The 22659-nt window shown below is 64.9% G+C and carries 22 protein-coding genes; 6 read left to right on the forward strand and 16 right to left on the reverse strand.

The window, feature by feature from the left end; translation table 11 throughout:
- Position 1: 1 nt before the first annotated feature.
- Positions 2–922, reverse strand: coding sequence for a tRNA (adenosine(37)-N6)-dimethylallyltransferase MiaA (miaA, locus tag AB4118_RS08120; RefSeq protein ID WP_441489258.1), 921 nt, complete (start codon positions 920–922; stop codon positions 2–4).
- A gap of 18 nt (positions 923–940) precedes the next feature.
- Between miaA and serB the strand changes: the two genes are divergently transcribed.
- The gene (gene serB / locus AB4118_RS08125) at positions 941–1828 is read left to right on the forward strand and encodes a phosphoserine phosphatase SerB (RefSeq protein ID WP_441489259.1); all 888 of its coding nucleotides are present in this window, start codon (positions 941–943) and stop codon (positions 1826–1828) included.
- 141 nt (positions 1829–1969) lie between these two features.
- Here the strand turns inward: serB and AB4118_RS08130 are convergent, their stop codons facing one another.
- The 10 genes from AB4118_RS08130 to AB4118_RS08175 form a co-directional block, all read right to left on the reverse strand.
- Positions 1970–2305 carry a DHCW motif cupin fold protein gene (locus tag AB4118_RS08130; protein ID WP_441489260.1) on the reverse strand — a complete coding sequence of 112 codons (336 nt, stop codon included), beginning with the start codon at positions 2303–2305 and terminating at the stop codon, positions 1970–1972.
- Positions 2306–2458: 153 nt separating this feature from the next.
- Complete coding sequence (locus tag AB4118_RS08135) at positions 2459–3982, reverse strand: Do family serine endopeptidase (protein ID WP_441489261.1); 1524 nt, start codon at positions 3980–3982, stop codon at positions 2459–2461.
- Positions 3983–4107: 125 nt separating this feature from the next.
- On the reverse strand, positions 4108–4299 hold the full coding sequence (locus AB4118_RS08140) for a DUF2065 domain-containing protein (RefSeq protein WP_043237452.1): 192 nt from the start codon (positions 4297–4299) through the stop codon (positions 4108–4110).
- Positions 4300–4318: 19 nt separating this feature from the next.
- Positions 4319–5236, reverse strand: coding sequence for a protease modulator HflC (gene hflC / locus AB4118_RS08145; protein WP_441489262.1), 918 nt, complete (start codon positions 5234–5236; stop codon positions 4319–4321).
- Complete coding sequence (hflK, locus tag AB4118_RS08150; RefSeq protein WP_441489263.1) at positions 5233–6399, reverse strand: FtsH protease activity modulator HflK; 1167 nt, start codon at positions 6397–6399, stop codon at positions 5233–5235. Before hflK ends, hflC begins: the two co-directional genes overlap by 4 nt.
- A gap of 150 nt (positions 6400–6549) precedes the next feature.
- On the reverse strand, positions 6550–7074 hold the full coding sequence (locus AB4118_RS08155) for a dihydrofolate reductase (protein WP_441489264.1): 525 nt from the start codon (positions 7072–7074) through the stop codon (positions 6550–6552).
- A complete protein-coding gene (locus AB4118_RS08160) occupies positions 7071–7553 on the reverse strand; it encodes a GNAT family N-acetyltransferase (protein WP_441489265.1) in 483 nt (160 codons plus the stop codon). The genes AB4118_RS08155 and AB4118_RS08160 overlap by 4 nt, the downstream gene beginning before the upstream one ends.
- Complete coding sequence (locus AB4118_RS08165; RefSeq protein WP_441489266.1) at positions 7550–8206, reverse strand: CPBP family intramembrane glutamic endopeptidase; 657 nt, start codon at positions 8204–8206, stop codon at positions 7550–7552. The genes AB4118_RS08160 and AB4118_RS08165 overlap by 4 nt, the downstream gene beginning before the upstream one ends.
- Positions 8203–8424 carry a thymidylate synthase gene (locus AB4118_RS08170; RefSeq protein ID WP_441489267.1) on the reverse strand — a complete coding sequence of 74 codons (222 nt, stop codon included), beginning with the start codon at positions 8422–8424 and terminating at the stop codon, positions 8203–8205. The genes AB4118_RS08165 and AB4118_RS08170 overlap by 4 nt, the downstream gene beginning before the upstream one ends.
- A 313-nt stretch (positions 8425–8737) precedes the next feature.
- A complete protein-coding gene (locus tag AB4118_RS08175) occupies positions 8738–10189 on the reverse strand; it encodes an MFS transporter (protein ID WP_441489268.1) in 1452 nt (483 codons plus the stop codon).
- Positions 10190–10290: 101 nt separating this feature from the next.
- Here AB4118_RS08175 and AB4118_RS08180 point away from each other — a divergent pair, with 101 nt between their 5' ends.
- A complete protein-coding gene (locus tag AB4118_RS08180; protein WP_441489269.1) occupies positions 10291–10935 on the forward strand; it encodes a TetR/AcrR family transcriptional regulator in 645 nt (214 codons plus the stop codon).
- A gap of 239 nt (positions 10936–11174) precedes the next feature.
- On the opposite strand, the gene AB4118_RS08185 is transcribed toward AB4118_RS08180, so the two are convergent.
- From AB4118_RS08185 to AB4118_RS08205, 5 genes are read right to left on the reverse strand one after another with little or no spacing between them, the layout of a single operon-like run.
- A complete protein-coding gene (locus tag AB4118_RS08185) occupies positions 11175–12371 on the reverse strand; it encodes an aminotransferase-like domain-containing protein (protein ID WP_441489270.1) in 1197 nt (398 codons plus the stop codon).
- Between the two features lie 29 nt (positions 12372–12400).
- A complete protein-coding gene (locus tag AB4118_RS08190) occupies positions 12401–14044 on the reverse strand; it encodes a bifunctional 3-(3-hydroxy-phenyl)propionate/3-hydroxycinnamic acid hydroxylase (protein WP_441489271.1) in 1644 nt (547 codons plus the stop codon).
- On the reverse strand, positions 14041–14829 hold the full coding sequence (locus tag AB4118_RS08195; protein WP_441489272.1) for an IclR family transcriptional regulator: 789 nt from the start codon (positions 14827–14829) through the stop codon (positions 14041–14043). The genes AB4118_RS08190 and AB4118_RS08195 overlap by 4 nt, the downstream gene beginning before the upstream one ends.
- Entirely contained in the window at positions 14826–15692 is an 867-nt protein-coding gene (locus AB4118_RS08200) for a fumarylacetoacetate hydrolase family protein (RefSeq protein ID WP_441489273.1), read from the reverse strand. Before AB4118_RS08200 ends, AB4118_RS08195 begins: the two co-directional genes overlap by 4 nt.
- 10 nt (positions 15693–15702) lie before the next feature.
- Positions 15703–16545 (reverse strand): VOC family protein, encoded by an 843-nt coding sequence (locus AB4118_RS08205; RefSeq protein WP_441489274.1) that lies wholly within the window; start codon positions 16543–16545, stop codon positions 15703–15705.
- Positions 16546–16686: 141 nt separating this feature from the next.
- Here AB4118_RS08205 and AB4118_RS08210 point away from each other — a divergent pair, with 141 nt between their 5' ends.
- From AB4118_RS08210 to AB4118_RS08225, 4 genes are all read left to right on the forward strand, one after another.
- Positions 16687–17580, forward strand: coding sequence for a LysR family transcriptional regulator (locus AB4118_RS08210; protein WP_441489275.1), 894 nt, complete (start codon positions 16687–16689; stop codon positions 17578–17580).
- A gap of 253 nt (positions 17581–17833) precedes the next feature.
- Positions 17834–19138 carry an MFS transporter gene (locus AB4118_RS08215; protein WP_441489276.1) on the forward strand — a complete coding sequence of 435 codons (1305 nt, stop codon included), beginning with the start codon at positions 17834–17836 and terminating at the stop codon, positions 19136–19138.
- 81 nt (positions 19139–19219) lie between these two features.
- Complete coding sequence (mdlC, locus tag AB4118_RS08220) at positions 19220–20857, forward strand: benzoylformate decarboxylase (protein WP_441489277.1); 1638 nt, start codon at positions 19220–19222, stop codon at positions 20855–20857.
- Positions 20858–20905: 48 nt separating this feature from the next.
- A complete protein-coding gene (locus tag AB4118_RS08225) occupies positions 20906–22363 on the forward strand; it encodes an aldehyde dehydrogenase family protein (protein WP_441489278.1) in 1458 nt (485 codons plus the stop codon).
- The last annotated feature ends 296 nt before the right edge of the window (positions 22364–22659 follow it).

The raw sequence follows: 22659 nt of genomic DNA on the forward strand, positions 1-22659 counted from the left end.
CTCAGGCCCCTGTCTCCAGCTCGCGGAGCGCAAGGCCGAGAGCGGCCTCGGGTGCGACAGCATGCCAGCCCGCCATCTGGTGACGAAACCACGTGACCTGGCGCTTCGCATAGGCACGCGTGTCGGCCTGCCCCCTCGCAATGGCTTCGTCGAGGCTGAGCGCCCCGTCGAGATGGGCGATCAGGCCGGGCACGCCATGCGCGCGCATGACCGGCAGCAGGGGATCCAGCCCGCGCGCCCGCAGCGCCGCAACTTCTTCCAGGGCGCCCTCCCCCATCATCTGCTCGAAGCGCCGATCGATGCGGGCACGCACCAGATCGCGTTCGGGCGAGACGAAAAGCTGGAGCAGCGCTCCCCCGTCCAGCGGGCCCGGCTTGCGTGCGCCCTGAAAACTCGCCAGCGACCGCCCGGTCGCGGCAAAGACTTCCAGCGCTCTCATGATCCGCATGCGGTCACTCGGACGCAGCCGCTCGGCCATGACCGGATCGCAGCGTTGAAGTTCGATATGGAGCGCCGCCGTCTCGCGCGCCTCGGCATGGGCACGAAAGGCCGAGCGAACCGCCTCGGGCACCGGCGGGATTTCCGAAAGGCCCTCGGTCAGCGCCTTGAAGTAGAGCCCCGTCCCGCCGACCAACACGGGAAGCGACCCGTTGCCCGCCAGCTCGTCGAGGAGCGCGCTGACATCAGCGACATAGCGCATCGCCGAATGGTTCATGGCGCCGTCGACATGGCCATAGAGACGGTGAGGAACCATCGCCTCGTCGTCGATCGTCGGCCGCGCGGTGATGATCCGCAGATCGGCATAGACCTGCATCGAATCCGCATTGACGACGGTTCCGCCAAAGCGGCGCGCGATCTCGATCGCCAGCGCGGACTTGCCGCTCGCCGTAGGACCTGCGATGAGCACCGCCCTGTACGCCACGCTCAATCGGTCCTTCTCATGCTCGTCGCGACACTTGTTTCCGCTCACGGCCAGGCGCTGCTGAGCGACGCCCTGCTGACGCGTCTCGCCAATGCCGTATCCGGCGTAACCCGGCAAGCCCGCCTGGATGACGAGGTCGCAGCAGACCTCTTCGCGGATGGGGCGGACGCACGCAAGCTCGAAGCCGACATTCGTGCAGCGCTCGACGGAACCGCGGTCGATATCATTGTCCAGCCGGCAGCGACACGCCGTAAGGCGCTGTTCCTCGCCGACATGGATTCGACCATGATCGGTCAGGAATGCATCGACGAACTCGCGGCCTATGTCGGGCTCAAGGACAAGGTCGCAAGCATCACCGAACGCGCCATGCGCGGCGAGATTGCCTTTGAACCGGCGCTGCGCGAGCGCGTGGCGCTGCTGAAGGGCGTCCCGGCATCGGTCGTGGACGAGATCATCCGCGAGCACATCACGCTGACGCCCGGAGGCCGGCAACTGGTGCGCACCATGCGCGCCAACGGCGCCTATACGGCGCTGGTCTCGGGTGGCTTCACCGTGTTCACGGGCCCGCTCGGCGCGACCATCGGCTTCGACGAAGATCGTTCCAACACGCTCCTTGTCGCAAACGGCGTCCTGACCGGCGAAGTCGAAGCCCCGATCCTCGGCAAACAGGCCAAGCTGGACTCGCTTGTCGAACTGCGCGAGCAGCGCAGCCTTTCAAGGGCAGCGACATTGGCGGTCGGCGACGGCGCCAACGATCTCGCGATGCTCGGCGAGGCCGGGCTTGGCGTCGCCTTCAGAGCAAAGCCGGCGGTAGCGGCTGCGGCAGATGCCCGGCTCGACCACGCGGATCTGACGGCGCTGCTCTACGCTCAGGGCTATCGCGGCGACGAGATCATCCAAGCCTGAATTATCGCACCGGATCGCGAATCCCGCCCGATAATCCAGGCTTCGGTGTCTGCATCGCCCAGCAATCCGCCTTTCGGCCGATGATCTTTGTGTTTGCATCGGCTTTCCCGAAAACCGCAATCCACTTTTCGGGCCGATGCCTTAGTCGACGATGAACAGCTTTGCGCCCCTGGGCGCCTGTGAGCGATGCGCCTCGGCCTGATCGGCGACCTGATAGCTCATGCCAGGCCGGAGCGTGAAAGCGCGACCGTCTTCCAGCACGGTCTCCAGTTCGCCCTCGAGGCAGAGCAGGACGTGCCCCTTCGAGCACCAGTGATCCGAGACGTAGCCCGCGGAGTACTCGACCATGCGAACCCTGATCGCATTTTCCGCCGGTCCGAAGAAACGCGTGCGCCAGATCGCCTCGCCCTTCTCGCCTGGGTGACGCACCGGCTCCACTGAACTCCAGTCGACCGTTCCGAAAGGAATCTCGCTCATCCGCATCGCATATCCACTCCGCTGCTCGTCGCCCTGATCGCACACCGAACGGAGCGCAACCAATGCAAATTGCTCATCGGCCCGATCGCAATCCGGAGAAATGAAAAGGGCGGCCACGAGGGCCGCCCTTGATCCTGTCCAAGACCAGCTTGGTCAGTTCATCGTGACCGCGACGAAACGAACCTCACCCTGCCCGTTCGCGACCAGAAGCAGAGCCGACTTCTTGCCCTCCTTCTTCAGCGCATCCAGGCGCTTGGTCACGTCCTCGGGCGAGTTCACCGCCTCCTGGCCAACCTCGACGATCAGTTCACCGATCGAGATGCGCTTGTCCGCGGCATTGGAGTTGGGATCGACCTTGGTGATCACAACGCCCTTGGTGCCGTCCTTGATGGAGTAGCGCTTCCTGAGCTCGTCCGTCTGCTGCGAGAGTTCCAGACCCAAGGCCGTGGTCACGGCGGGCTTGGCCGGTTCGGCATTCGGCTTGGCAGAGGCCTGCTGGACCTTCTCGCCATCCTCGAGCCGGCCGAGCTTGACCGTCTTGACGACTTCCTTGCCCTTGCGGACCACCGTGATCGGCGCATCCTTGCCGACCGCCGTACCGGCGACAATCCGCGGCAGATCGCGCGAATCCTTCACTTCCTTACCGTCGAACTTGACGATGACATCGCCCACTTCAAGCCCCGCCGGCTTGGCCGGGCCCTTGTCATCGATGCCGGCAACGAGCGCGCCGCGCGCCGTGCCGAGACCGAGCGCCTCGGCCGTGGCGTCGTCGACGCTCTGGATACGGACGCCGAGCCAGCCGCGGCGGGTCTCGCCGAACTCACGGAGCTGATCGACGACATTGACCGCCAGCGACGAGGGAACGGCAAAGCCGATGCCGACGGAGCCGCCGGTCGGCGACAGGATCGCGGTGTTGATGCCAATGACTTCACCGGCCATGTTGAACAGCGGGCCGCCGGAATTGCCCTTGTTGATGGCCGCATCGGTCTGGATATAGGTGTCGTAGGGGCCCTGCTGGATATCGCGGTTGCGGGCCGAGACGATGCCCGACGACACGGAGCTGCCGAGGCCGAACGGATTGCCGATCGCCATGACAGGGTCGCCGATCCGCATCTTGTCGGAATCCCCGAACTTGACGGCATCGAGCGGCTTGTCGTGCTTCACGCGCAGCACCGCGAGATCGACCTTGGTGTCCTTGCCGATGATCTCCGCCTTCAGGCGCAGGCCACTGTTGAAGATCACCGTGATTTCGTTGGCGTCACCGATGACGTGGTTGTTGGTGACGACGATGCCGGAGGAATCGATCACGAAGCCCGAGCCGGCCGATTGCGACCGTCGCTGCTGCGGCGGCTGGCCCTGGCCCTGGCCCTGCTGGCCCTGACCGCGGCGGTTGAAGAACTCCTCGAACAGATCGCCGAAGGGCGTATCGGGGCCGAGCTGCGGCAGTTGCGGCAGGTTGCGGCTGCGCGTGTCGCTCGTCGTGACAGCCGAGATATTGACCACCGCCGGCATCACCCGCTCGGCCAGGTCGGCGAGCGAAATCTGCCCCTGGACCAGCGGCGACACTCCCGTCGGCGGCTGGGCGATCACAGGCGTCGCCAGCATCGGCAGCGCCGCGACGCCGGCCACGAGCGCGGCCCGCGCAAGCCCGGAAGCGGAAACGATTTTCAGTGCCATCAATCAGGGTCCTCGTGAAGAAGCAGGCCGATCGTGCGGCCAGGATGTTGGCCTAGAGATTGAACCTCAAATTGCGGCGGAAGGGCGACACACAATCACGTCACCAGGCATTCCGACCGCCGCTTCTACACCCCGATGCGTACGAGCCAGACGAGGAGTACCCCGAACACGGCTGAACCGATACCGATCAGCCGCATTCGGTCTGCTGGCGTCTCCGCTGCGCTGCGCAAGGCATCCTTCGCCAGATTTGGAATCGCTGCGAACAAGATGCCTTCGATGGCGAAGACGAGGCCGAGCGCCGCGATGAAATCCAGCATACGCGACGCTCGCTATCGATCAGGGATTGGCCGCCGGGGCCGGCGTTGCAGCCGAGCTCTGGGGACGTCCCGTAGGGTCGTTGAAGTAGCGGAAGAACGGCGAATCCGGCGAAAGCAGCATCCGCGTGTCCCCCGGCTTGATGCTCGCCTCATAGGCCTGCATCGAGCGATAGAAGGTGAAGAACTCGGGATCCTTGCCGAAAGCCTCGGCGAAGACCTTGTTCCGCTCGCCCTCGCCCTCGCCTCGGATCTCGTCGGAACGACGCTGGGCTTCGGCGACGATCACGGTCGCGTCACGCTCGGCTCGGGCCCTGATCTCCTGCGCCTGCTGGGCGCCAAGCGCACGCGCCTCGGCAGCCTCGCGCTGACGCTCGGTCTGCATGCGCTGGAACACCGCCTGCGAGTTCGCTTGCGGCAGATCGACCCGACGCAGGCGGACATCGACGACCGTCATGCCGAAGCGGGCCGCCTCGCGGTTCACGTCGTCGCGGATACGGCTCATCAGCCGCGACCGGTCGGTCCGGACCACCGAGATGAAGCTGGCATCGGCGAGGACCGCGCGAACCTGACCATTGACGATCGAGGCAAGCTGCGAGTTGGCCCGCGGGATGTTGTTCACCGCCTGGTAGAAGCGCAGCGGATCGGAGATCCGGTAGCGCGTGAAGGCGTCGACGACGAGCCGCTTCTGATCCGACGCGATGATTTCCTGGGCGGGAAGGTCGAGATCGAGGATGCGGTTGTCGAGCAGAGTCACCTGCTCGAAGGGGGCCGGCAGCTTCAGGTAGATGCCCGGAGCGGTGACGACGCTGCGGACCGCGCCGAAGCGCAACACGATGGCCGACTGGGTCTGCTGGACCACGAAGGTCGCGGCATAGAAGACGATCGCGGCGACGGCGAGGAGGACAAGCGCACCAATGCGCAGGATGGAACCGTTCATCGGGTCGCTCCCGCCTGCGGCGCACCCGGCGCAGCGCGCCGTTGCTGGAGTTCGTTCAGCGGCAGGTAAGGCACGACACTTTGCCCGTTACCCCTCTGGTCGAGGATGATCTTGTCGGTGCCACCGAGCACACGCTCCATCGTCTCGAGGAAGAGACGCTCGCGGGTCACGGCCGGCGCCGCCTTGTACTGCAGATAGACAGCATTGAAGCGGCTGGCCTGGCCGCGGGCTTCCGCGACGGTCTGCTCCTTGAAGGCTTCCGCCGACTGGACCAGTTGCGCCGCACGACCGCGCGATTCCGGCACGACCCGATTGGCATAGGTCTGCGCTTCGTTGCGCAGGCGTTCCTGGTCGGAGCGCGCCGCCTGAACGTCACGGAACGCGTCGATGACCTGCTGCGGCGGATCGACCTTCTGCAGCTGGACGAGGCGGATCTGCACGCCAGCCTTGTAGCTGTCGAGCGTCTCCTGCATCAACTGGCGCACTTCGGTCTCGATTGCGGCACGATCCGTCGTCAGCACGGGCTGGATGTTGCGCTGGCCGATCACCTCGCGCATCGCGCTCTCGGCCACAGCCTTCACCGTGCCCGGCGGATCCTGGATATTGAAGACATAATTCTCCGGCGCGGCCGGATCGATCTGCCACTGCACGATCACGTCGATATCGACGATGTTCTCGTCGCCGGTCAGCATCAGGCTCTCTTCGCCGACATCCGTCTGGCGTGAGGTGCGGACCGATTCGATGGTGCGGAAGCCGACTTCCGTCGTGATCACATTGGTGACCTGGGGCTTGATCACGCTACCAATCGGGTAGGGCCAGTTGTAGTTCAGGCCTTCGCCGGTCTTGCCGATATATTTGCCGAAGCGGAGGTTGAGACCAACCTCGTTCGGCCGGACGATATACCAGCCCGTCATCAGCCAGATCACGATCAGGGCCAGGATGCCGAGAACCAGGCCACGTCCGCCGAGATTGCCGCCCGGCAGTAAATCCTTCAACCGATCCTGACTACGGCGCAAAATTTCTTCCAGATCCGGTGGCGAACCACCGCCACTGCCTCCGGGGCCCTGCCCCCACGGGCCGCCGCCGCCGCCACCACTTCCGCGCTGGCCCCAGGGTCCTCCCCCGCCGCCACCGCTACCGCCGCTCTGGTTGCTCCAAGGCATACTCGTGCCGTTCCTCACATCTGTACCACACGTGCCATAGGCGAACGGCGGCTGTTTGTCAGCGCCCTTAGGGAACGCGTGTCCGTGACTTGGTCATCGGACACGGATTCGTCAACGACGCAAGCCCTTCATCGTCAACGGAAACAGCGTTCAGGCCCGGCGGCGAAAGGTCGCGAAGGTGAAAGCATGCTCGTCATCGGCACTGCGAGGGTGGTTCTCCTGCTTCACGCGCTCGAACGCCGCCCTGTCCCAGACCGGAAAAAGGGCATCGCCTTCGGGCTCAGCGTGAACCTGGGTCAGTTCAACCCGATCGGCCAACGGCAAGGCCTGGGCGTAGATCTCGGCGCCCCCCGCAACAGTGACGGAATCCGCGCCCATCGCGAGGCCCAGCCGCTGACCGGCCTCGATCGCCTCGTCGAGGCCATGCGCGACATGAACGCCGTCGGCATTAAAACCGGGATCGCGTGTCAGGACGATGGTCTCGCGCCCCGGCAACGGCTTTCCGATCGAGAGAAAGGTCTTTCGCCCCATCAGCACCGGCCGGCCGAGCGTCAGGCCACGAAAATGCCTGAGGTCCGTCTTCAGCCGCCAGATCAGGCGATTATCGTCACCAATCACGCCATTATCGGCGACGGCGGCGATGATCACGATGGGAAGGGCTTGAGGTCCGCTCACACGCTCTCTCCCAACCGCCGCAGCGCGTCGCCGTCGAGGCGTTTGACCGTCCATTCCGATTGCGCGTTCGCGCCGAGAGAGCGGTAGAACACGCGTGAGGGCTCGTTCCAGTTCAGCACCCACCAGGCCAGGCGCGGCAGCCCCTCGTCGACGCAGCGCTTCGCCAGCCCTGCGATCAGGGCCTTGCCGATGCCTTTGCCGCGGAATTCAGGCCGGACATAGAGATCCTCGAGCCAGATGCCATGGCGGCCCGAGAAGGTCGAATAGGTATAGAACCAGACGGCGAATCCCGCAGGCGCACCTTCCCATTCGGCGATATCGCAGGCGACCTTGGGATCTGGCCCGAACAGGGCCTGCGCGAGTTGCTCTTCGCTGGCCGCGACCTCGTGCAGAAGCTCTTCGTATTCGGCGAGCTCCCTGATGAAGGTCAGGACGAGCCCAGCCTCGTCGGGCCGGGCTGGACGGATGGAAAGGGTCATAGGAAGGTCCCCGCGACTACGATCGCCAGATTCATGCAGGCATGCAGCAGAATGGGTAGGCCGATTCCGCCGGAAACCTCGCGTGCATAGCTCAGGAACGCGCCAGCCGGCAGAACCGATACGACGTGCAGCAGTCCGTTCTCGATATGCAGCAGTCCGAAGGCCAGCGTCACGATCGCCAGGGCCGGCCATGCGGAGAAGCGCCGGCGCAACCGCGTGAACAGCAGGCCACGGAACAACGCTTCCTCGACCACGGGAGCGAGCAGCACCGCATTCAGAAAACCGAGCCAACTGCGCTCCGAGCTGGACATCGCCTTGATGTCTTCGAGCGACCCTAGCAGCCCCGATGCGGCGACGGTCGCCTCGATAGCCAGTACGAGCAGCAACACGGCCACGAACCGGATGACGATGCGCCTATCCGCCGGCCAGGAAAGGGCCAATGCACGCCGCCATGGTAGATCGCTCATCGCCCCGACTGCGAACGCCGTGCCAAGCCCAACGCTCAGAAAGAACGCAGTCTCGCGAGCATCGAAACCAAGGGGACGGCCAACGAGCGCTGTGGCCAGAACCGCGGCACCAACCACCCCCGCATACCCGAGCGCGACCGCAAACAGAACCTGCCCGAACGCCGGAACAACTGCGCGGTCCATCATCCCGCGATCGGTGCCTTGATCGCCGCGTGCGCGTCGGAGGCTTCGAGCGCCACGTCCGAATTGAGCTGCAGCCGGGACTGGTCGAGACGGCCCAGATAGCGATGTGGATCACCGAAGAAGTGCGCAGCTTCGCCGAAGCCGAACTCCGTCACCCGGGCGGCGATCTGGGTCGGCAACGCGTGGCTTACGGTGTTAAACGGCTTTCCGAGCACGCGCATTATCCGCAGAATCGCTACGATCGCTTCGTTACTCCTTAGGATGAACCGAGACAACGCGCCATCAGTCGAACCGGCAGCTCCCCGGATCAGTCCGCAAGCACGCCCTCACGGTCAGCAGCATGCCGCAGCCCCGAAGACGAGAGCGCTAGCTTCGCCGTTCGCCGCAGGCACGGCTGGCGCCCCCATCTGAAGCCAAGAGGCCACCGCCTCATGACCGAAGCGATGGACCGAAGATGGCGCCATGCAGCATCGTGCCGAAGGCTCGAGATGGCGCACGACGGCCATCTCCGCTTCGCACCGCGACGGCCGAGGTTCACACGCTGTCAGCCTTCGGCTGCTTCTGTTGCGCAACGAGGGCGACGATAATGCTGAGGACGATGCCTGCGGCCGCCAGCCAGAACGCCCGTTGGATGCCCTCGGCCACGGCGATCCGCAACGCACCGCCTGCCAATCCGCCGATCTGGGAATTGGCAACGGCGATGAGAACCGCAAGGCCAATGGCGTTGCCGACATTCAGCGTTGTCGACGCCATTCCCGAGGCGACGCCCTGCTCGTCATGATGAACGCCGGACGCGGCCGCAATCCACATGCCGGTCCAGACAACACCCTGACCTATGCCGGAAATGATCAGCCCTGGGAGGATGATGAGGTAGCTGCTTTCCGCAGTAGCGCCGGGGACCATCAGTGCCGTTCCGACAGCCCCCACGGCCATGCCGCCAATCAGCGTGGCGCGGATCGAAAGCCGCGTAGCCAACCGCTCGCCGACCTGCGTCCCCACAGCAATCGCTATCGAGGGGACCAGAAACGCAAGCCCGGTCTGAAGAGCTGTGAAACCCTGCACGTTCTGGAACAACACCGTCAGAAAATAGGGCAGTGTGCCGAATGTCGCCATGTACAGGAATGTGATTGTCATTCCGGTCAGGAGGCTGCGATTGCGGAACAAGCGCAAGGGCATGAGCGGATCGGCACTCCGTGCTTCGATCACCACGAAAGCAGTGATGAGGGCGGCCGCCAGGACAAAACTCCAGATGATGCTGCCCGAACCCCAGCCATATTCCGGCCCCTGCACAAGCGCGAAGACGAGCAGTGTCGCCCCGGCCGTGACGGTCAGCGCGCCCGGCAGGTCGAAGCTGCGGCGTTCATGCCGCTTCGGGTCCCGCGGGATGACGAGGAATGCCGCGACGATGGCAATGCCGGCGAGCGCGACATTGACATAGAACACAGAGGGCCAGCCAAAGGCACTGGTGAGGAGGCCACCGGCGATCGAACCGATCGTGAGGCCGCTTGCTCCGGCGCCACCCCAGACGGCGAGTGCCCTGTTGCGCTCCGGCCCCTCGGCGAACAGGCGGTTGACCAGGGACAATGTCGCCGGAAACAGGAATGCGCCTCCGATGCCCTGAACCGCGCGCGCCAGGATGATGACTTCGGGGCTCCAGGCCAAGCCACCGATCAATGACGACAGCGCATAAAGCCAAAGGGCAAAGACGAACATTCGCCGCTGGCCGATCAGGTCGGCTGCCCGGCCGCCGAACAGCAGGAAGCCGCCGGTGAACACCGTGTAGACACTGACCACCCATTGCAGGGTCTGGCCCGAAAAGCCCAGGCCCGCGCCGATCTCCGGCAACGCGACGAAGACGATGTTGAGGTCGAGTGCGATGATCAGTTGCGCGAAGGCGAGCAGCGCCAATGTCGCGCCGCGTTTTCCCCCAAGACCTCCCCTGACCGATGATCCGTCGGGCAGCGATGCCAGTTCCGATGCGCTCATGCGTGTCTCCACCTTCATTCTTTGTTGATCGACAAAGAATGAAGGCTTGCCAACCGGAGTCAAGCGAATTATTTATCGATCATCAAAGAATAGAGGCATCGATGGCGCGACCACGGGAGTTCGATCGAGATCTGGCGCTTGAAAGGGCTCGCGACGCATTCTGGGCACGCGGCTACGAGGGAACGTCGATTGCTGATCTGGTGGCGGCGCTGGGTCTTGCCTCGGCACGCATCTACGCAGCCTTCGGCTCGAAGGAGGATTTGTTCCGGGAGGCGGTTGGGCTCTACGAGGAAGGCGACGGCAGCTTCGTCGCACGAGCGCTGGCCCAGGAGCCCAGCGCAGTGAAAGCCGTCGAAAGGATGCTACGCGACGCCGTCGAGACCTACACGAAGCCCGGACGCCCATGGGGTTGCATGGTCGTATCGGCCGCGACCAACTGCGCCGTCGAGAATGACCGCGTGCGGGAATGGCTAGCCGAACGCCGCCTGAAGCAAACGGCGACCATCGTCGACAGGTTGGTGCAAGCCGTACGCGCCGGCGAGCTGAGACAGGATACCGACACCGACGCGATGGGCGACTATGTCACTGCGCTGATGCACGGCCTTTCCGTGCAAGCGCGGGATGGCGTGCCAGAGCAACGCCTCCTGACCATGTGCGACCTGGCCATGCAGAGGATGCGCGACCTGGTTGATCCCACCCATGAGGCTGTCATCGTGCCCAACCAGTCTGGGGCGGAGAGCATCTAGCGCCCCCGTCAGCCAGCCAGGATACCCTGGCGGCCAGGGGCGCTGGCCACAAAATGCGACCTTCGTTTGAGACAGAGGGAAACACGCCCTCTCCCCCTTCCCTGAACCTGTTGGTCAAGCGTGCCGCCCGCGATAGGGCGCGGCACGCGCAGGCGGAGAGCAGCTGCGTGATTCAAGTGCCGTCGAGGATCGAGCACGCCGCGAACACGTCCCGAAACGCCAGGCCGGACCTCATCGCGTCAGCCCCGATCGGCCCCCGGCGCGCTGTCCCCCAGCACCTGCGCCAAGCGCCGCACGCCGTCCTGCATCCGATCGAGAGGTGCAGCTGAAAAGCTGAGGCGTAACGCTGCCGCACCCGGCCCATCGGGCTGGAACGCAGAGCCGGGGACATAGGTCACTCCGACTTCAGCTGCACGGCTCAGCAAGGCATGCGTGTCGATATGCGCTTCCAGGTTCAGCCAGATGAACAGGCCTCCCTGGGGAACGATCCAGCTGGCGCGGTTGCCGAGCTCCGACTTGAGCGCCGCCAGCATCGTGTCGCGCCGAATGCGATAGGCGTCGCGAAGCCGGCCAGCATGTGTGTCGAGGATGCTGTCGAAAAGATCGAGGAGACAGGCCTGGGCAAGGGTACCCGCCTGCAGATCCTCGCTTTGTTTCATGAGAGCAAGTTTCGCGACCACCGCACGGGGCGCGACCAGCCAACCGACACGAAAGCCCGGCACGACCGCCTTGGAGAATGTGCCGAGATAGATCGTCCGCGCGTCCTCGATCGAGCGGGCCTCCGTGTCGACCGCCAGCAGCGGCGGCAACGCCTCGCCCTCATAACGCAGCATCTCGTAAGGGTCGTCCTCGACGAGGATCGTATCGAGCTCACCGGCCAAGGCGACCAGTTCGCGCCGTTGGGCGAGCGACAAGGTCGCTCCTGTCGGGTTGTGGAAATTCGACATCGCGTAGATCAGCGCCGGCCGATCGTGAGTCCCGGCCCGTGCCGCTTCCAGCTCGCGCATCCGCGCGCCGTGCGCGGCAAAGACCTGCAGCGCCCCGGGATAGGTCGGCGTCTGGACGAGCACGGTCGCCCCGGGCTCGACCAGCAGCTCGGCGACGAGATCGAGCGCCTGTTGCGCGCCATTGGTGAGGAGAATGTTATGCCTGTCGCATTGCACGCCCTTGGCGCGCATGTAGGCGCTGATCCGGTCGCGCAAGCCAGGATCGCCCTCGCTAGCGCCATATTGCAGCGCAGCCCGCGCCGTTTCCGGTTTCGACAGGATCCTGGCCAGGCTGTCGCGGATCTCGGCAACGGGAAAGAGCGTGGAATCGGGTTCACCAGGTCCGAACGACACGCAATCGGCCGCCTTCGGCATGGTCGCAAGGCCACGAATGGCAGATGGTACGATGCGGTTGGCATAGCGCGAAAAGCGCCGCTCGAAGGCGGTCATCCGTGGTCCTGCGTGCGTGTCGGCGGTGCTCATCGGGTGGAAACCTCGGGTTCTGCAGGAGCCGGACCAGTGGCGGACGTGGTCGCATTCCAGGTTTGGCCAGCAAGATCGCGCATCGATCGCGCCATCCGGGCGATCGATGCGCTTTCCGCGACGCTGGCCGCGGCGACATAACGATCCGGCCGGACCAGCATCAGGATGTTGCGCCCAGCCGGCGACAGCGAGCTCATATGCCCGTCAGTGTCGCGTCCGGCGGAAACGTCAGGGCGGTCTTGAGAGGGATTGAAGGTGGTCGGCAGCACCGCGACGCGACGGAGCGAGCGAAGCCCGAAGCCTTCGGCCGTCGCCGCCATGCGCTGTGCATCCGGACCATAGGCGACGAGCGCGAACTGGCCGCCCATGACATCGTCCAGCCGCTGATAGCGGCGGTCCGTCATCTGGAGCAGCGGTTGCGGGAGCATCCGTCCGGCAAGACGCATTCCACCATCGTCGGGAACGACAAAGCCTTTCTCATAGAAGGGTTTGGGCTTGTATTTCATCTGCGTGAAATGCGCGTGGATCCCGGGCGCCAGTTGGGCAAGCCGAAAGCCGAGTTGGATCATGGCCGCCTGCCGCCGGGAGGTCGGCATCATCACCCGCCCCATCTTGATGGCGAGCTGGATCAGGGCCCATGCATGCGGTGCCCGCTCGCGCTGATAGGTTGCCAGAAGCTCCGGCCCGAGGCGTCCCGAAATCACCTCGGCGAACTTCCAGGCAAGATTATGCGCATCGCGGACACCGCTGTTCATACCCTGGCCGGCAAATGGCGGCGACAGATGCGCCGCATCGCCGGCCAGGAAGATGCGTTGCGTGTTCCAGCGATCGGCGACGCGGGCATGGAAGGCGTAGACTTGGCGACGGACGATTCGTGCGTCGGCATCGGGCCCGTGGGCTTCGAGCAGCGCACGCACATGGTCGGGGTGAGCCGCGCGCTCCTCGTCTTCGCCGTCGCGCAGCATGAATTCGTAGCGGCGGATTCCGTCCGGGCCGGGCAATGTGATCAGGGGGCGGTCGGGATCGCACACGACCCGCGTCTGGCGCAGCTGCTCCCGGGTCGAGGCCAGATCGACGATGAGCCAGCGCTGGCGATAGGTCGAGCCGCTGAGCGTTGCACCAACGACCTTGCGCAAGGTGCTGCTGGCACCGTCGCAGGCCGCCAGATAGCGGCCGCGAATGGCGATGCCGCCGCCGCTTCCAGAACGAAGGGACAGCGACACGCCGGAACCATCTTCCGCCACCGTCTCGCAGAAATGGCCGAACAGCGTCACCACATTGGGGAAACGGTCGAGCCCCCGGCGTAGCGCGGCTTCCAGCTTCGGCTGGGTGAAGGCGTTGCGCCGCGGAAAGCCATATTCCCGGGTGGCCGGCTCGACCTTGGCAAAGCAACGTCCGTCCCGGGTGAAATAATGTGAACCGTAGTCCAGGGCCACATCCTGCAGGACCGAATCGAGCAGGCCGGTTGCCTGCATGGTACGCAGCGACTCGTCGTCGATGGAGACCGCCCGTGGCTCCTGCACCGTGCTGGAATTGCGCTCGACCAGGATGACGTCGAGGCCGGCCTGTCCCAGCAGATTGGCCAGCGTCAGTCCGGTGGGACCGGCTCCAACGATCGCGACATCGCATTCCTGAATCATTGCGACACATCCGCTGCGTCGAGCCGAGATCCGGACAACCGATCGCCCAGCAGGCTGGCTGAAGAGACGAGCAGGAGCACGAGTCGATGCTCGAGCTTTTCGTCCAGGCTGGCAGCATCGAGAACGAGGCTGATGCTGGCGGCGATGCCGAGCTCCGGCACCGCGACCGGGACGGCAATGCCGACGAGTCCCTCGTCGATCTCGCCGCGCGTGATGCAGTAGCCGCGCTTGCGGATGCCGGCCAGCAGATCGCGCAGTTGGGCGATCTTCATGGGCACATCGGCCTGGTCGGTGCCGGGCTGCCCGCCGAAACTCCCCGCCACAAGCCGGGCCAGCCGTCGGGGCGGGACCAATGACAGGATCGTCTTGGACGTGGCGCCTCGCGTCAGCGGCATGGGCCGACCGCGTTCATAGGATGGCCGCGCCGGTAGATTTCCGACGGCTTCGTCGGCGACGCACAGCACGGTGTCGCCATAGAGACGCGCCAGCAACGCCACACAGGGAACACCCGCCTGCGCGATCAGATCATGCAGGCGGGACTGCCCGGCGCGCACCAGCGGATCGGTCAGGCGCACCAGCCGATCGAATTCGACGAAGGCGGGGCCGAGACGATAATGCGCCTCGTAGGCCGGTTCGAGAAACCCCTCGCCGACCAGCTCCCGCACGGTGCGATAGACGGTGCTCGCCGGCACGCCGAGCGCCTCCGACATATCCTGAACCGTCCAGCTTCCCTTTGTTTCCCGGAACAGCCGAAGCAGACTGACGAAGCGGCCGAGCGCGTTCATGTCCGGTCCGGATCGGTTTCGGAGACGATCGGATTCGTCAGCCGACCGATCCCTTCGATCGAGACCTCGACGATGTCGCCCGCTTGCATGAACAGTTGGGGCTCGCGCTTGAAGCCGACCCCGCCAGGCGTGCCGGTGATGATGACGTCCCCGGGGGCCAGCGGCGTGAAGTCCGAGACATAGGCGATGATGTCGGCGACGGGGAAGATCATCTCTCCCAGCGTGGCAGACTGAACGATCGATCCGTTGAGGCGAGTCTCGATCCGGGCCCGCGCGAACTCCGCGATCTCGTCCGGCGTCACCAGTTCTGGGCCGAACGCCCCCGTGCCGGGGAAGTTCTTGCCCGGCGTGAACTGGTGGGTATGGCGCTGCCAATCCCGCAACGTGGCGTCGTTGAATGGCGCGTAGCCCGCTATCAGGTCGAGAGCCGAAGCCTTTGGCACCCGGAAACCGGGTCGGCCGATCACCACGGCCAGCTCCCCCTCGTAATCGAGCGCCTTGGATAGCCGCGGCAGCAGGATCGGCGCCCCATGCCCGATGAGCGTATCGGCAAACCGCGTGAAGATCGCGGGATGCGCGGCCTCCGGCCGCCCCGTCTCGCGACGGTGCTCTTCGTAGTTGAGGCCGACACACAGGATCTTGCCGGGATTGGGCAGAATCGGGTCGTAGCGAAACTGGCCCTCGGCATAATCGGCCTGGATCGGCTCGCGCAGCGGCTCGACGAGCCCTAGCGCGGCGGCCTCCAGATAGGTCCGCAGGTCGGGAAGCACCGCGCCGAAGCGCGCTCCAAGATCGAAAATGCCGTTGGCGCCCGCAACGCCGTAGCTGGCGCGGTTCTCGGCTCTGAACGAAACGAATCTCATGGTGTGCTCCTCAAGCGCGCAGGATCGCGCGCCCCCATAGGTTGAGCGTCCGCTCGGCATGGGGCCACTGCATGACCGGGCGATCGTGGACGACCTCCAGCTCGGCTGAGACCTCGATCCAGTTCCCGTCCGGATCCTCGATGAAAATGAACAGGTTGTTCCCGGGCCCATGCCGCCCGGGGCCCCACATCAGCGACACGCCGCGCGCGGCGAAATGATCCGACCAGTCGCGGATCGTGTTCCATTCGCCGGCTTCGTAGGAATGATGATCGATGCCCTGCCGGTCCTGCCGGAAGCAGGCCAGGTTGTGATGCTCGTGATTGCCGCGCATGAAGCACGTCATGACGCGACCGGCGTCATCGACCACCCTGTCGGAGACGCCGAAGCCGAGCTTGCCGGCATAGAACCCTTCGATCGCTTCAACGTCCCGGGTTGCCAGCGTCAGATGCTGGATCGGTCCGCGGATACGTCCGCGCGGCCGGGCCGTATCGGCGATGGCGCGGCCGAAGATCACCTCGTTGCCATCGGGGTCACGTACGGAGAAGGCGTCGCTCTCGAACAGCGACACGGAAGCGTCGGCAGGCTCGAGCCCTTGCTCGACCGCCCGGGCACGCAGCCCTTCCAGCCCTTCGCTGTCGCGTACAGCAAAGCCTGCATGCTGGAGTGTCTTGGCCGGCCCCTGTGTCAGCAGCACGCGACGCTGTGGACCCACCAGCAGCGCCTCTTCCCCATCCAGCCGGATCAACTCCATGTCCATGACCTCCGCATAAAAGGTGGCGAGCCGCTTCACATCCGGCGTTCTCAGATTGAGGTGGTGCAGATAGGCGCTGGCTTGCAAGGCGGTGAGCATCATTTTGCTACTCCATTCTTGGAATAGCGATATTATTAAGATAATATATGAGTCAATTTCCCATATTTTGAGATTTTGACAAGATATCTCCACCTAATGGCAACGGCCGTCGGCTCGTTGCCAGCTTCGAGGGACGTCGCTTCGGTGAAACTCAATGACCGGCTTAGCCTCAAGACCCTGAAACTGATCATGGGCGTGGAGCGCCATGGCAACCTGTCGCTGGCCGCCGAGGAACTTCACATTGTGGTTTCGGCCGCAAGCCGTCGGATTCGCTTCCTCGAGGACTCGCTCGGCTTCCGCCTGATCGAGCGGACAGGCCGCGGGATCGGGCTGACGGCGCCCGGCCGGGCGATCGCGGCGCATGCGCACAGGATCCTTGCCGATGTCGACGAGCTTGAAGACGAGTTGCGTGACATCACGGACGGCGTCCTGGAGCAGATCAGACTGTCCGTCTCGGGGCCCGCGCTATTCCATGACCTCCCGGAGCAGTTGCGGAGGTTTCTCGGCGCCTTCCCCCATGTCCGGCTCTCAGTCGAGGAACTCACCAGCAATGCAGTTGCCGAGAGCGTCCTCAATGGGCGGGCCGAGCTCGGTATCCTGCTGGGTGCGGAATCCAGCCCAGGCCTGCGTCTGAGACCCTATCGTCGCGACGCACTCGGGATCGTCGTCAGCCCCGAGCATCCTCTTGCGGGCGCGGCTGCTGTTCGCCTTGCCGATCTGCTCGACCAGGATTGGGTTCTGCCACCGGACTCGGCAATCGGGCATTTGCTGGCCCGCGAGGCCGCAAGCCATGGCGCGGAATTGTCTACGCGCGTCCGCGTCCATGGCATCGCGTCGATCTGCCGGGTGGTCCAGGGCGGTCTCGGCATTACGGTGCTGCCGATGCGCAGCGCGGCGCGCGAGATTGCAAGCCGGGGCCTTGTCGACATCCCGCTTGCCGAAGACTGGGCGCCTTGCAACCTGCATCTGGCGACCCAGCGCAACGCCGTTCTTACTCCGGCATTGACTGCTCTCGTCGATATGCTCGCGATCGAGTGAGACAGACCGGCGCGACCTCCAGCCGCCTCCCGAAATCCTGAGACGCCCCTCCCCGGCGCCCGCTCTCCGGGCGTTCCATTGTCGGCGAAGCCCGCTCCGCTCCACCCCGGCGGCAGTTTCCCGAATGCGAACGAGGCTTGACGAAATACCGCTCGACCCGGAGCGAGGCCCGCACCCATTCTCATTGCAACGATAGATCCTTCGCAGGCAGACAGCATTGCGAAGAATAAAATCTATGCAAGAGAGGAACGCCATGTCGGTCGCAGCACTGAACGGTCAATCTGCGCTTCGCAACAAGGATCGCACGAAGGTCGCGCTCTCCTGTTTCCTTGGGTCAGCGATCGAATGGTATGATTTCATGCTGTACGGGTTCCTGGCGCCTCTCGTCTTCGATAAACTGTTCTTCCCGCACGCGGACCCGGTCGCAGGCATGATTGCCGTGCTCGGCATCTTTGCCGTCGGCTTTGTCGCACGACCTCTCGGCGGCCTGTTCTTCGGTCACTTCGGCGATCGTCTCGGCCGAAAGCCAGTCATGGCGGCGACGCTGATCTTGATGGGTCTATCGACGACGGCCATCGGCCTATTGCCGACCTATGATTCCATTGGAATCTGGGCGGCGGGCTTCCTGCTGGCCCTGCGTTTCCTGCAGGGCTTCGCCCTTGGCGGTGAGTCGACCGGAGCGCCGGTGCTGATGCTGGAGAGCGCGCCTGAAGGCAAACGCGGCGTCTTCGCCTCGATCGCGCAATCCGGCAATTTCGCCGGCGTCGTGATTGCGACACTGGTCGTATCCTTTGCCGCCGCGCTGCCGAGCGACGTCCTGCTGACATGGGGCTGGCGCGTGCCCTTCCTGTTGAGCATCGTGCTCGTGGGCCTCGGCTTCTACGTTCGGCTCAAGGTCGAAGAGTCGCCCGTTTTCGAAGCGACGCGGACGCCTCCTGCGCGGGTACCGCTGTTGCAGGTGCTCGACAATTACAAGCGGCCGGCACTGATCGTGTTCTGCTGCGCCCTGGCGGAGTCCGGTGTGTTCTATCTCACATCCATCTTCGGCCTTTCATACGGGGTGAAAACGCTCGGCATCGATCAGGCCACGCTGCTGCGCGGCGTTCTGCTCGGCAATGTCATTGCCATCGCGATGGTGCCGCTGTTCGGCGCGCTGTCGGACCGTATCGGGCGGCGGTTGGTGCTGGGCACCGGCTTCGTCCTGGCCGGGCTCTATGTGGCCTTCCTCTTCTTTCCGCTGCTGCAGACCCGCGACACCCTGCTGGTCGTACTGGCCATGGCCATTCCCGGGGCGCTCATCCAGCCGATGCATATCGGCGTCACCTCGAGCTTCTATCCGGAGCTGTTCCCGGACACGCGCGTTCGCTTCAGCGGGGTATCACTTGGGCGGCAGTTCGGCACGATCTTCGGCGGCGGCGCCATGCCCGTCATCGCAGCGAGCCTGCTCGCATGGAGCGGCGGCAGCCTTCTTCCCATCCTGATGTACTTCAGCCTGGTCTCGGTCATCGCCATCGGCGCCGTGATGGCTGCCGAAGAGACCAGGCTTCGCGCGATCTGAGCAAGAGCCGAAGCCGCTGCGTTCATCAACGCTTGCTCGCATCGGCGCGTGACGCGGCCGCAGCAAACCAATGGAATTGGCATGCAGACAGCAGAAAAGCCCGCGGCCCTGCCCCCAGCTCTCACAAAACCGGCCGGCACTGTGCGCGATGCAACGATCGCCCTTCTCCGGTCGCTCGGGATGACGACGGTGTTCGGCAATCCCGGCTCGACCGAGCTTGCCTTCCTGCACGACTGGCCAAGCGATTTCCGCTATGTGCTCGCCCTGCAGGAAAGCAGTGCCGTCGGGATGGCCGACGGCCATGCCCAGGCAACCGGCTCGGCGGCCTTCGTCAATCTCCATTCCGCGGCCGGCGTCGGCCATGCGCTTGGGAGCATCTACACAGCCTACCGAAATCAAACGCCGCTGGTCATCACAGCCGGGCAACAAGCACGTTCGCTGCTGCCGCTGCGCCCATTTCTCGGCGCCGCCTCGGCTGCGGAGTTTCCCAAACCCTATGTGAAATGGAGCTGCGAACCGGCGCGCCCGCAGGATGTGCCGCTGGCGATCGCCCAAGCTTACGCCATCGCCATGCAGAAGCCCTGCGGCCCTACCTTCGTCTCGATTCCTGCCGATGACTGGCAAGTTCCCTGCGAGCCCGTCGAGGCACGGCCAACCAGCGGGGATTTCGGGCCCGATCCTGAAGGTCTTCGGGCATTCGCCAACGCGATCGATGCCAGCGAACGCCCGGCCATCGTCGTCGGTGCTGCGGTCGCACGGGACGAAGCGTCGGCACTTGCCGTTGCACTCGCAGAACGTCTGGGCGCCGCAGTCTGGGCCGCACCGGTGGCAAGCAGAGCCTCGTTTCCGGAGGATCACCGGCTCTTCAACGGCTTTCTGCCCGCCGCCCCCGAACCGCTTGCCAAGATACTGGGACGGCACGACCTGGTGCTGGTCCTTGGCGCCCCGGCCTTCACCTTTCACGTTCCCGGCGATCTCGCAGGCCTCAGGTCAGGGCCACCCATCTTCCACATCACAGACGATGCAGATGCCGCAGCGGCCGCCATTGGTGGAGTGAGCTTGCTCTCGACGATGCGTCCCGCGATCTCCAGTCTGCTCGCGACCGTGCCGCTCCGCGATCGCCCACCCGCCACCGTTCGCGCCCCGGCACCGCGGATCGTCCCGACCGAACCGATCCTGGCGAGCTTCGTCATGCAGACGATCGCAGATCTGCGTCACCCCGGCAGCGTGATCGTGGAGGAGGCGCCCTCGCACAAGGAAGCGCTCCAGCGGCATCTGCCGGTTCGGGATAACGGCTTCTACTGCATGGCGAGCGGCGGCTTGGGCTTCGCGCTGCCGGCATCGGTTGGGATCGCCCTCGCCAGACCAACCCAAGCCGTCATCTGCGTGATTGGTGATGGATCGGCGATGTATTCCATCCAGGCCTTGTGGACCGCCGCACAGCACCGCCTCCCGATCACGGTGGTGGTTCTGAACAACGGTGGCTACGGCGCGATGCGCGCCTTCAGCCAACTCATGAAAAAGGCCGCACCACCGGGCATCGACCTGCCCGGCCTGGACTTCCCGGCACTCGCCGCCGGGCATGGCTGCGCGGGCGTGCGCGTCGAGCGCGCCGATGACCTCGCGCCGGCTCTTTCGGAAGCCTTCGCCAGCGCGAAGCCGCGGCTCGTCGAAGTGTTGGTCGATCGGGCCGTGCCTGGCCTCTACGGACTGGATTGAGGCGTTTGCGGCCACGGCCCCGCGCCGTTGAGCCAGGAGGATATCGTCGTGAAACATTTGCCGAATGCGATGAACTGGATCAACGGGACCTGGTGCGACAGCGCGAACCGCGTCCCCAGCATCAATCCTGCCACCGGCGAGCTCATCGGGTCTTTCGCGGACGCGACGCAAGCCGATGCGAAGCGCGCCGTGGCTGCCGCTCGAAACGCCTTCCTGCACAGCCCCTGGCGCGATGACCGGAGCTTGCGCGCCCGCGCCCTCAATGTGATCGCCGATCGCTTTGAAGCACGCGCCGAAGAACTGGCGCAGATGCTCGCAACAGAGAATGGCAAGATCCTGCCCGAGGCCCGGTTCGAAGTCTCCACGGTCGCGCCCAAGTTGCGCTACTGCTCAGCCTTGGCGCTCTCCCAGCATGGCCGGGCTCTGGAGGTTCGACCGGGCGCTTATTCCATGGCCTTGCGCGAACCGATCGGCGTCGCCGGACTCATCGTGCCGTGGAACAGCCCGGTCGTCCTGCTGATGCGCTCCCTGGGCCCGGCCCTCGCCGCCGGCACGACGGTCGTCGCCAAAATGCCTGGTCAGACCGCGCAGGTGAATGCTCTCGTCGCGCAGATCCTTTCGGAGATTGCGGAGTTGCCACCTGGCGTCGTGAACATCTTTTCCGAGAGCGGCATTTCCGGCTCGGCATTCCTGGTCGAGTCGCCCGACGTGCCGGTGATCAGTTTCACGGGCAGCACCCGCACGGGCCGGGCGATCGCGGCAGCCGGCGCATCGCGCTTGAAGCGCTTCGGCCTCGAGCTCGGCGGCAAGACGCCGATGATCGTGTTCAACGATGCCGATCTCGCGGCAGCGCTCCCGCAACTCGAGAAGGCCATCACAGTCTTCGCTGGCCAGTTCTGCATGGCCGGAAGCCGGATCCTGGCGGAGCGCGGCATCGCCGACCGTCTGCGGCAGGCCCTTGGCGCGCGGCTGGATCAGGTCAGAGTCGGCCCGGCATCCGATCCGAGGAGCGAAATGGGCCCGTTGATCGACAGGCGAAGCGTGGCCCGCGTCGATGCGATGGTGGAGAAAGCTCTGGCGGAGGGCGCTCAGGCCATCGTCCGCGGCGGCATCCCGCGCGAGCCTGCGCTCGCGGCGGGGGCATTCTATCGACCGACACTGCTCGAGGTCTCCGATGCGAATCTGGCGATCGTCCAGGAAGAGGTGTTCGGACCGGTCGCGACCTTCCAGGTTTTCGAAGGCGAAGCGGAGGCCATCGCCCTCGCCAACAACAGCGATTTCGGCTTGGCCGCCAGCGTCTGGAGCCGCGATGTCGATCGGCCTCTCCGTGTCGCGCGCGAACTGCAGGTCGGCACGGTTTGGATCAATGATTGGGCCGCCATCCACGACGAGTTCGAGGAAGGCGGCTTCAAGCAAAGCGGCATCGGCCGACTGAATGGCCTCGCCTCTCTTCACGATTTCCAGGAGACGAAGCACATCGCGCTCAGAGCCGGAGGTCTGCAATAGGCCGGATCGCCGATCTCGAACTCCGATAGCAGCCATCCCAAGATCGGCACCCGCAGTTCACCCTGCGCAGGCAGGATGGCGCTCCCTGATGCCTCATTCCACCGTGCCACTTGCTGCGGTCAGCGGCGCAGTCCCCCCGATTGAGCCAGTCGATGGGGAAGCGATCAGCGCGGGCGCGGCTGGTCATTGCCCCTGCGCGAGGCCGATGCCATCGCGGTCAGCGGCGGGCAAGGGGCGCAAATGCGCCTCTCCTTCCTTGCCGTGGAGCCCCATTTCGTGAGGGGCGACCACAGTCG

This window comes from Allobosea sp. 2RAB26 (assembly GCF_052115465.1).
In the GTDB taxonomy this organism is placed as follows: domain Bacteria; phylum Pseudomonadota; class Alphaproteobacteria; order Rhizobiales; family Beijerinckiaceae; genus Allobosea.

Bases quoted from the DNA above. Each gene is read 5' to 3' on its own strand.
- mdlC (WP_441489277.1), top strand. From the start codon at position 19,220: ATGCAGACAGCAGAAAAGCCCGCGGCCCTGCCCCCAGCTCTCACAAAA.
- serB (WP_441489259.1), top strand. From the start codon at position 941: ATGCTCGTCGCGACACTTGTTTCCGCTCACGGCCAGGCGCTGCTGAGC.
- AB4118_RS08200 (WP_441489273.1), bottom strand. From the start codon at position 15,692: ATGAGATTCGTTTCGTTCAGAGCCGAGAACCGCGCCAGCTACGGCGTT.
- AB4118_RS08140 (WP_043237452.1), bottom strand. From the start codon at position 4,299: ATGCTGGATTTCATCGCGGCGCTCGGCCTCGTCTTCGCCATCGAAGGC.
- AB4118_RS08135 (WP_441489261.1), bottom strand. From the start codon at position 3,982: ATGGCACTGAAAATCGTTTCCGCTTCCGGGCTTGCGCGGGCCGCGCTC.
- AB4118_RS08170 (WP_441489267.1), bottom strand. From the start codon at position 8,424: ATGCGCGTGCTCGGAAAGCCGTTTAACACCGTAAGCCACGCGTTGCCG.
- AB4118_RS08175 (WP_441489268.1), bottom strand. From the start codon at position 10,189: ATGAGCGCATCGGAACTGGCATCGCTGCCCGACGGATCATCGGTCAGG.
- AB4118_RS08205 (WP_441489274.1), bottom strand. From the start codon at position 16,545: ATGATGCTCACCGCCTTGCAAGCCAGCGCCTATCTGCACCACCTCAAT.
- hflC (WP_441489262.1), bottom strand. From the start codon at position 5,236: ATGAACGGTTCCATCCTGCGCATTGGTGCGCTTGTCCTCCTCGCCGTC.
- AB4118_RS08185 (WP_441489270.1), bottom strand. From the start codon at position 12,371: ATGACCGCCTTCGAGCGGCGCTTTTCGCGCTATGCCAACCGCATCGTA.
- AB4118_RS08180 (WP_441489269.1), top strand. From the start codon at position 10,291: ATGGCGCGACCACGGGAGTTCGATCGAGATCTGGCGCTTGAAAGGGCT.
- AB4118_RS08190 (WP_441489271.1), bottom strand. From the start codon at position 14,044: ATGATTCAGGAATGCGATGTCGCGATCGTTGGAGCCGGTCCCACCGGA.
- AB4118_RS08130 (WP_441489260.1), bottom strand. From the start codon at position 2,305: ATGAGCGAGATTCCTTTCGGAACGGTCGACTGGAGTTCAGTGGAGCCG.
- hflK (WP_441489263.1), bottom strand. From the start codon at position 6,399: ATGCCTTGGAGCAACCAGAGCGGCGGTAGCGGTGGCGGCGGGGGAGGA.
- AB4118_RS08195 (WP_441489272.1), bottom strand. From the start codon at position 14,829: ATGAACGCGCTCGGCCGCTTCGTCAGTCTGCTTCGGCTGTTCCGGGAA.
- AB4118_RS08215 (WP_441489276.1), top strand. From the start codon at position 17,834: ATGTCGGTCGCAGCACTGAACGGTCAATCTGCGCTTCGCAACAAGGAT.
- AB4118_RS08165 (WP_441489266.1), bottom strand. From the start codon at position 8,206: ATGATGGACCGCGCAGTTGTTCCGGCGTTCGGGCAGGTTCTGTTTGCG.
- AB4118_RS08160 (WP_441489265.1), bottom strand. From the start codon at position 7,553: ATGACCCTTTCCATCCGTCCAGCCCGGCCCGACGAGGCTGGGCTCGTC.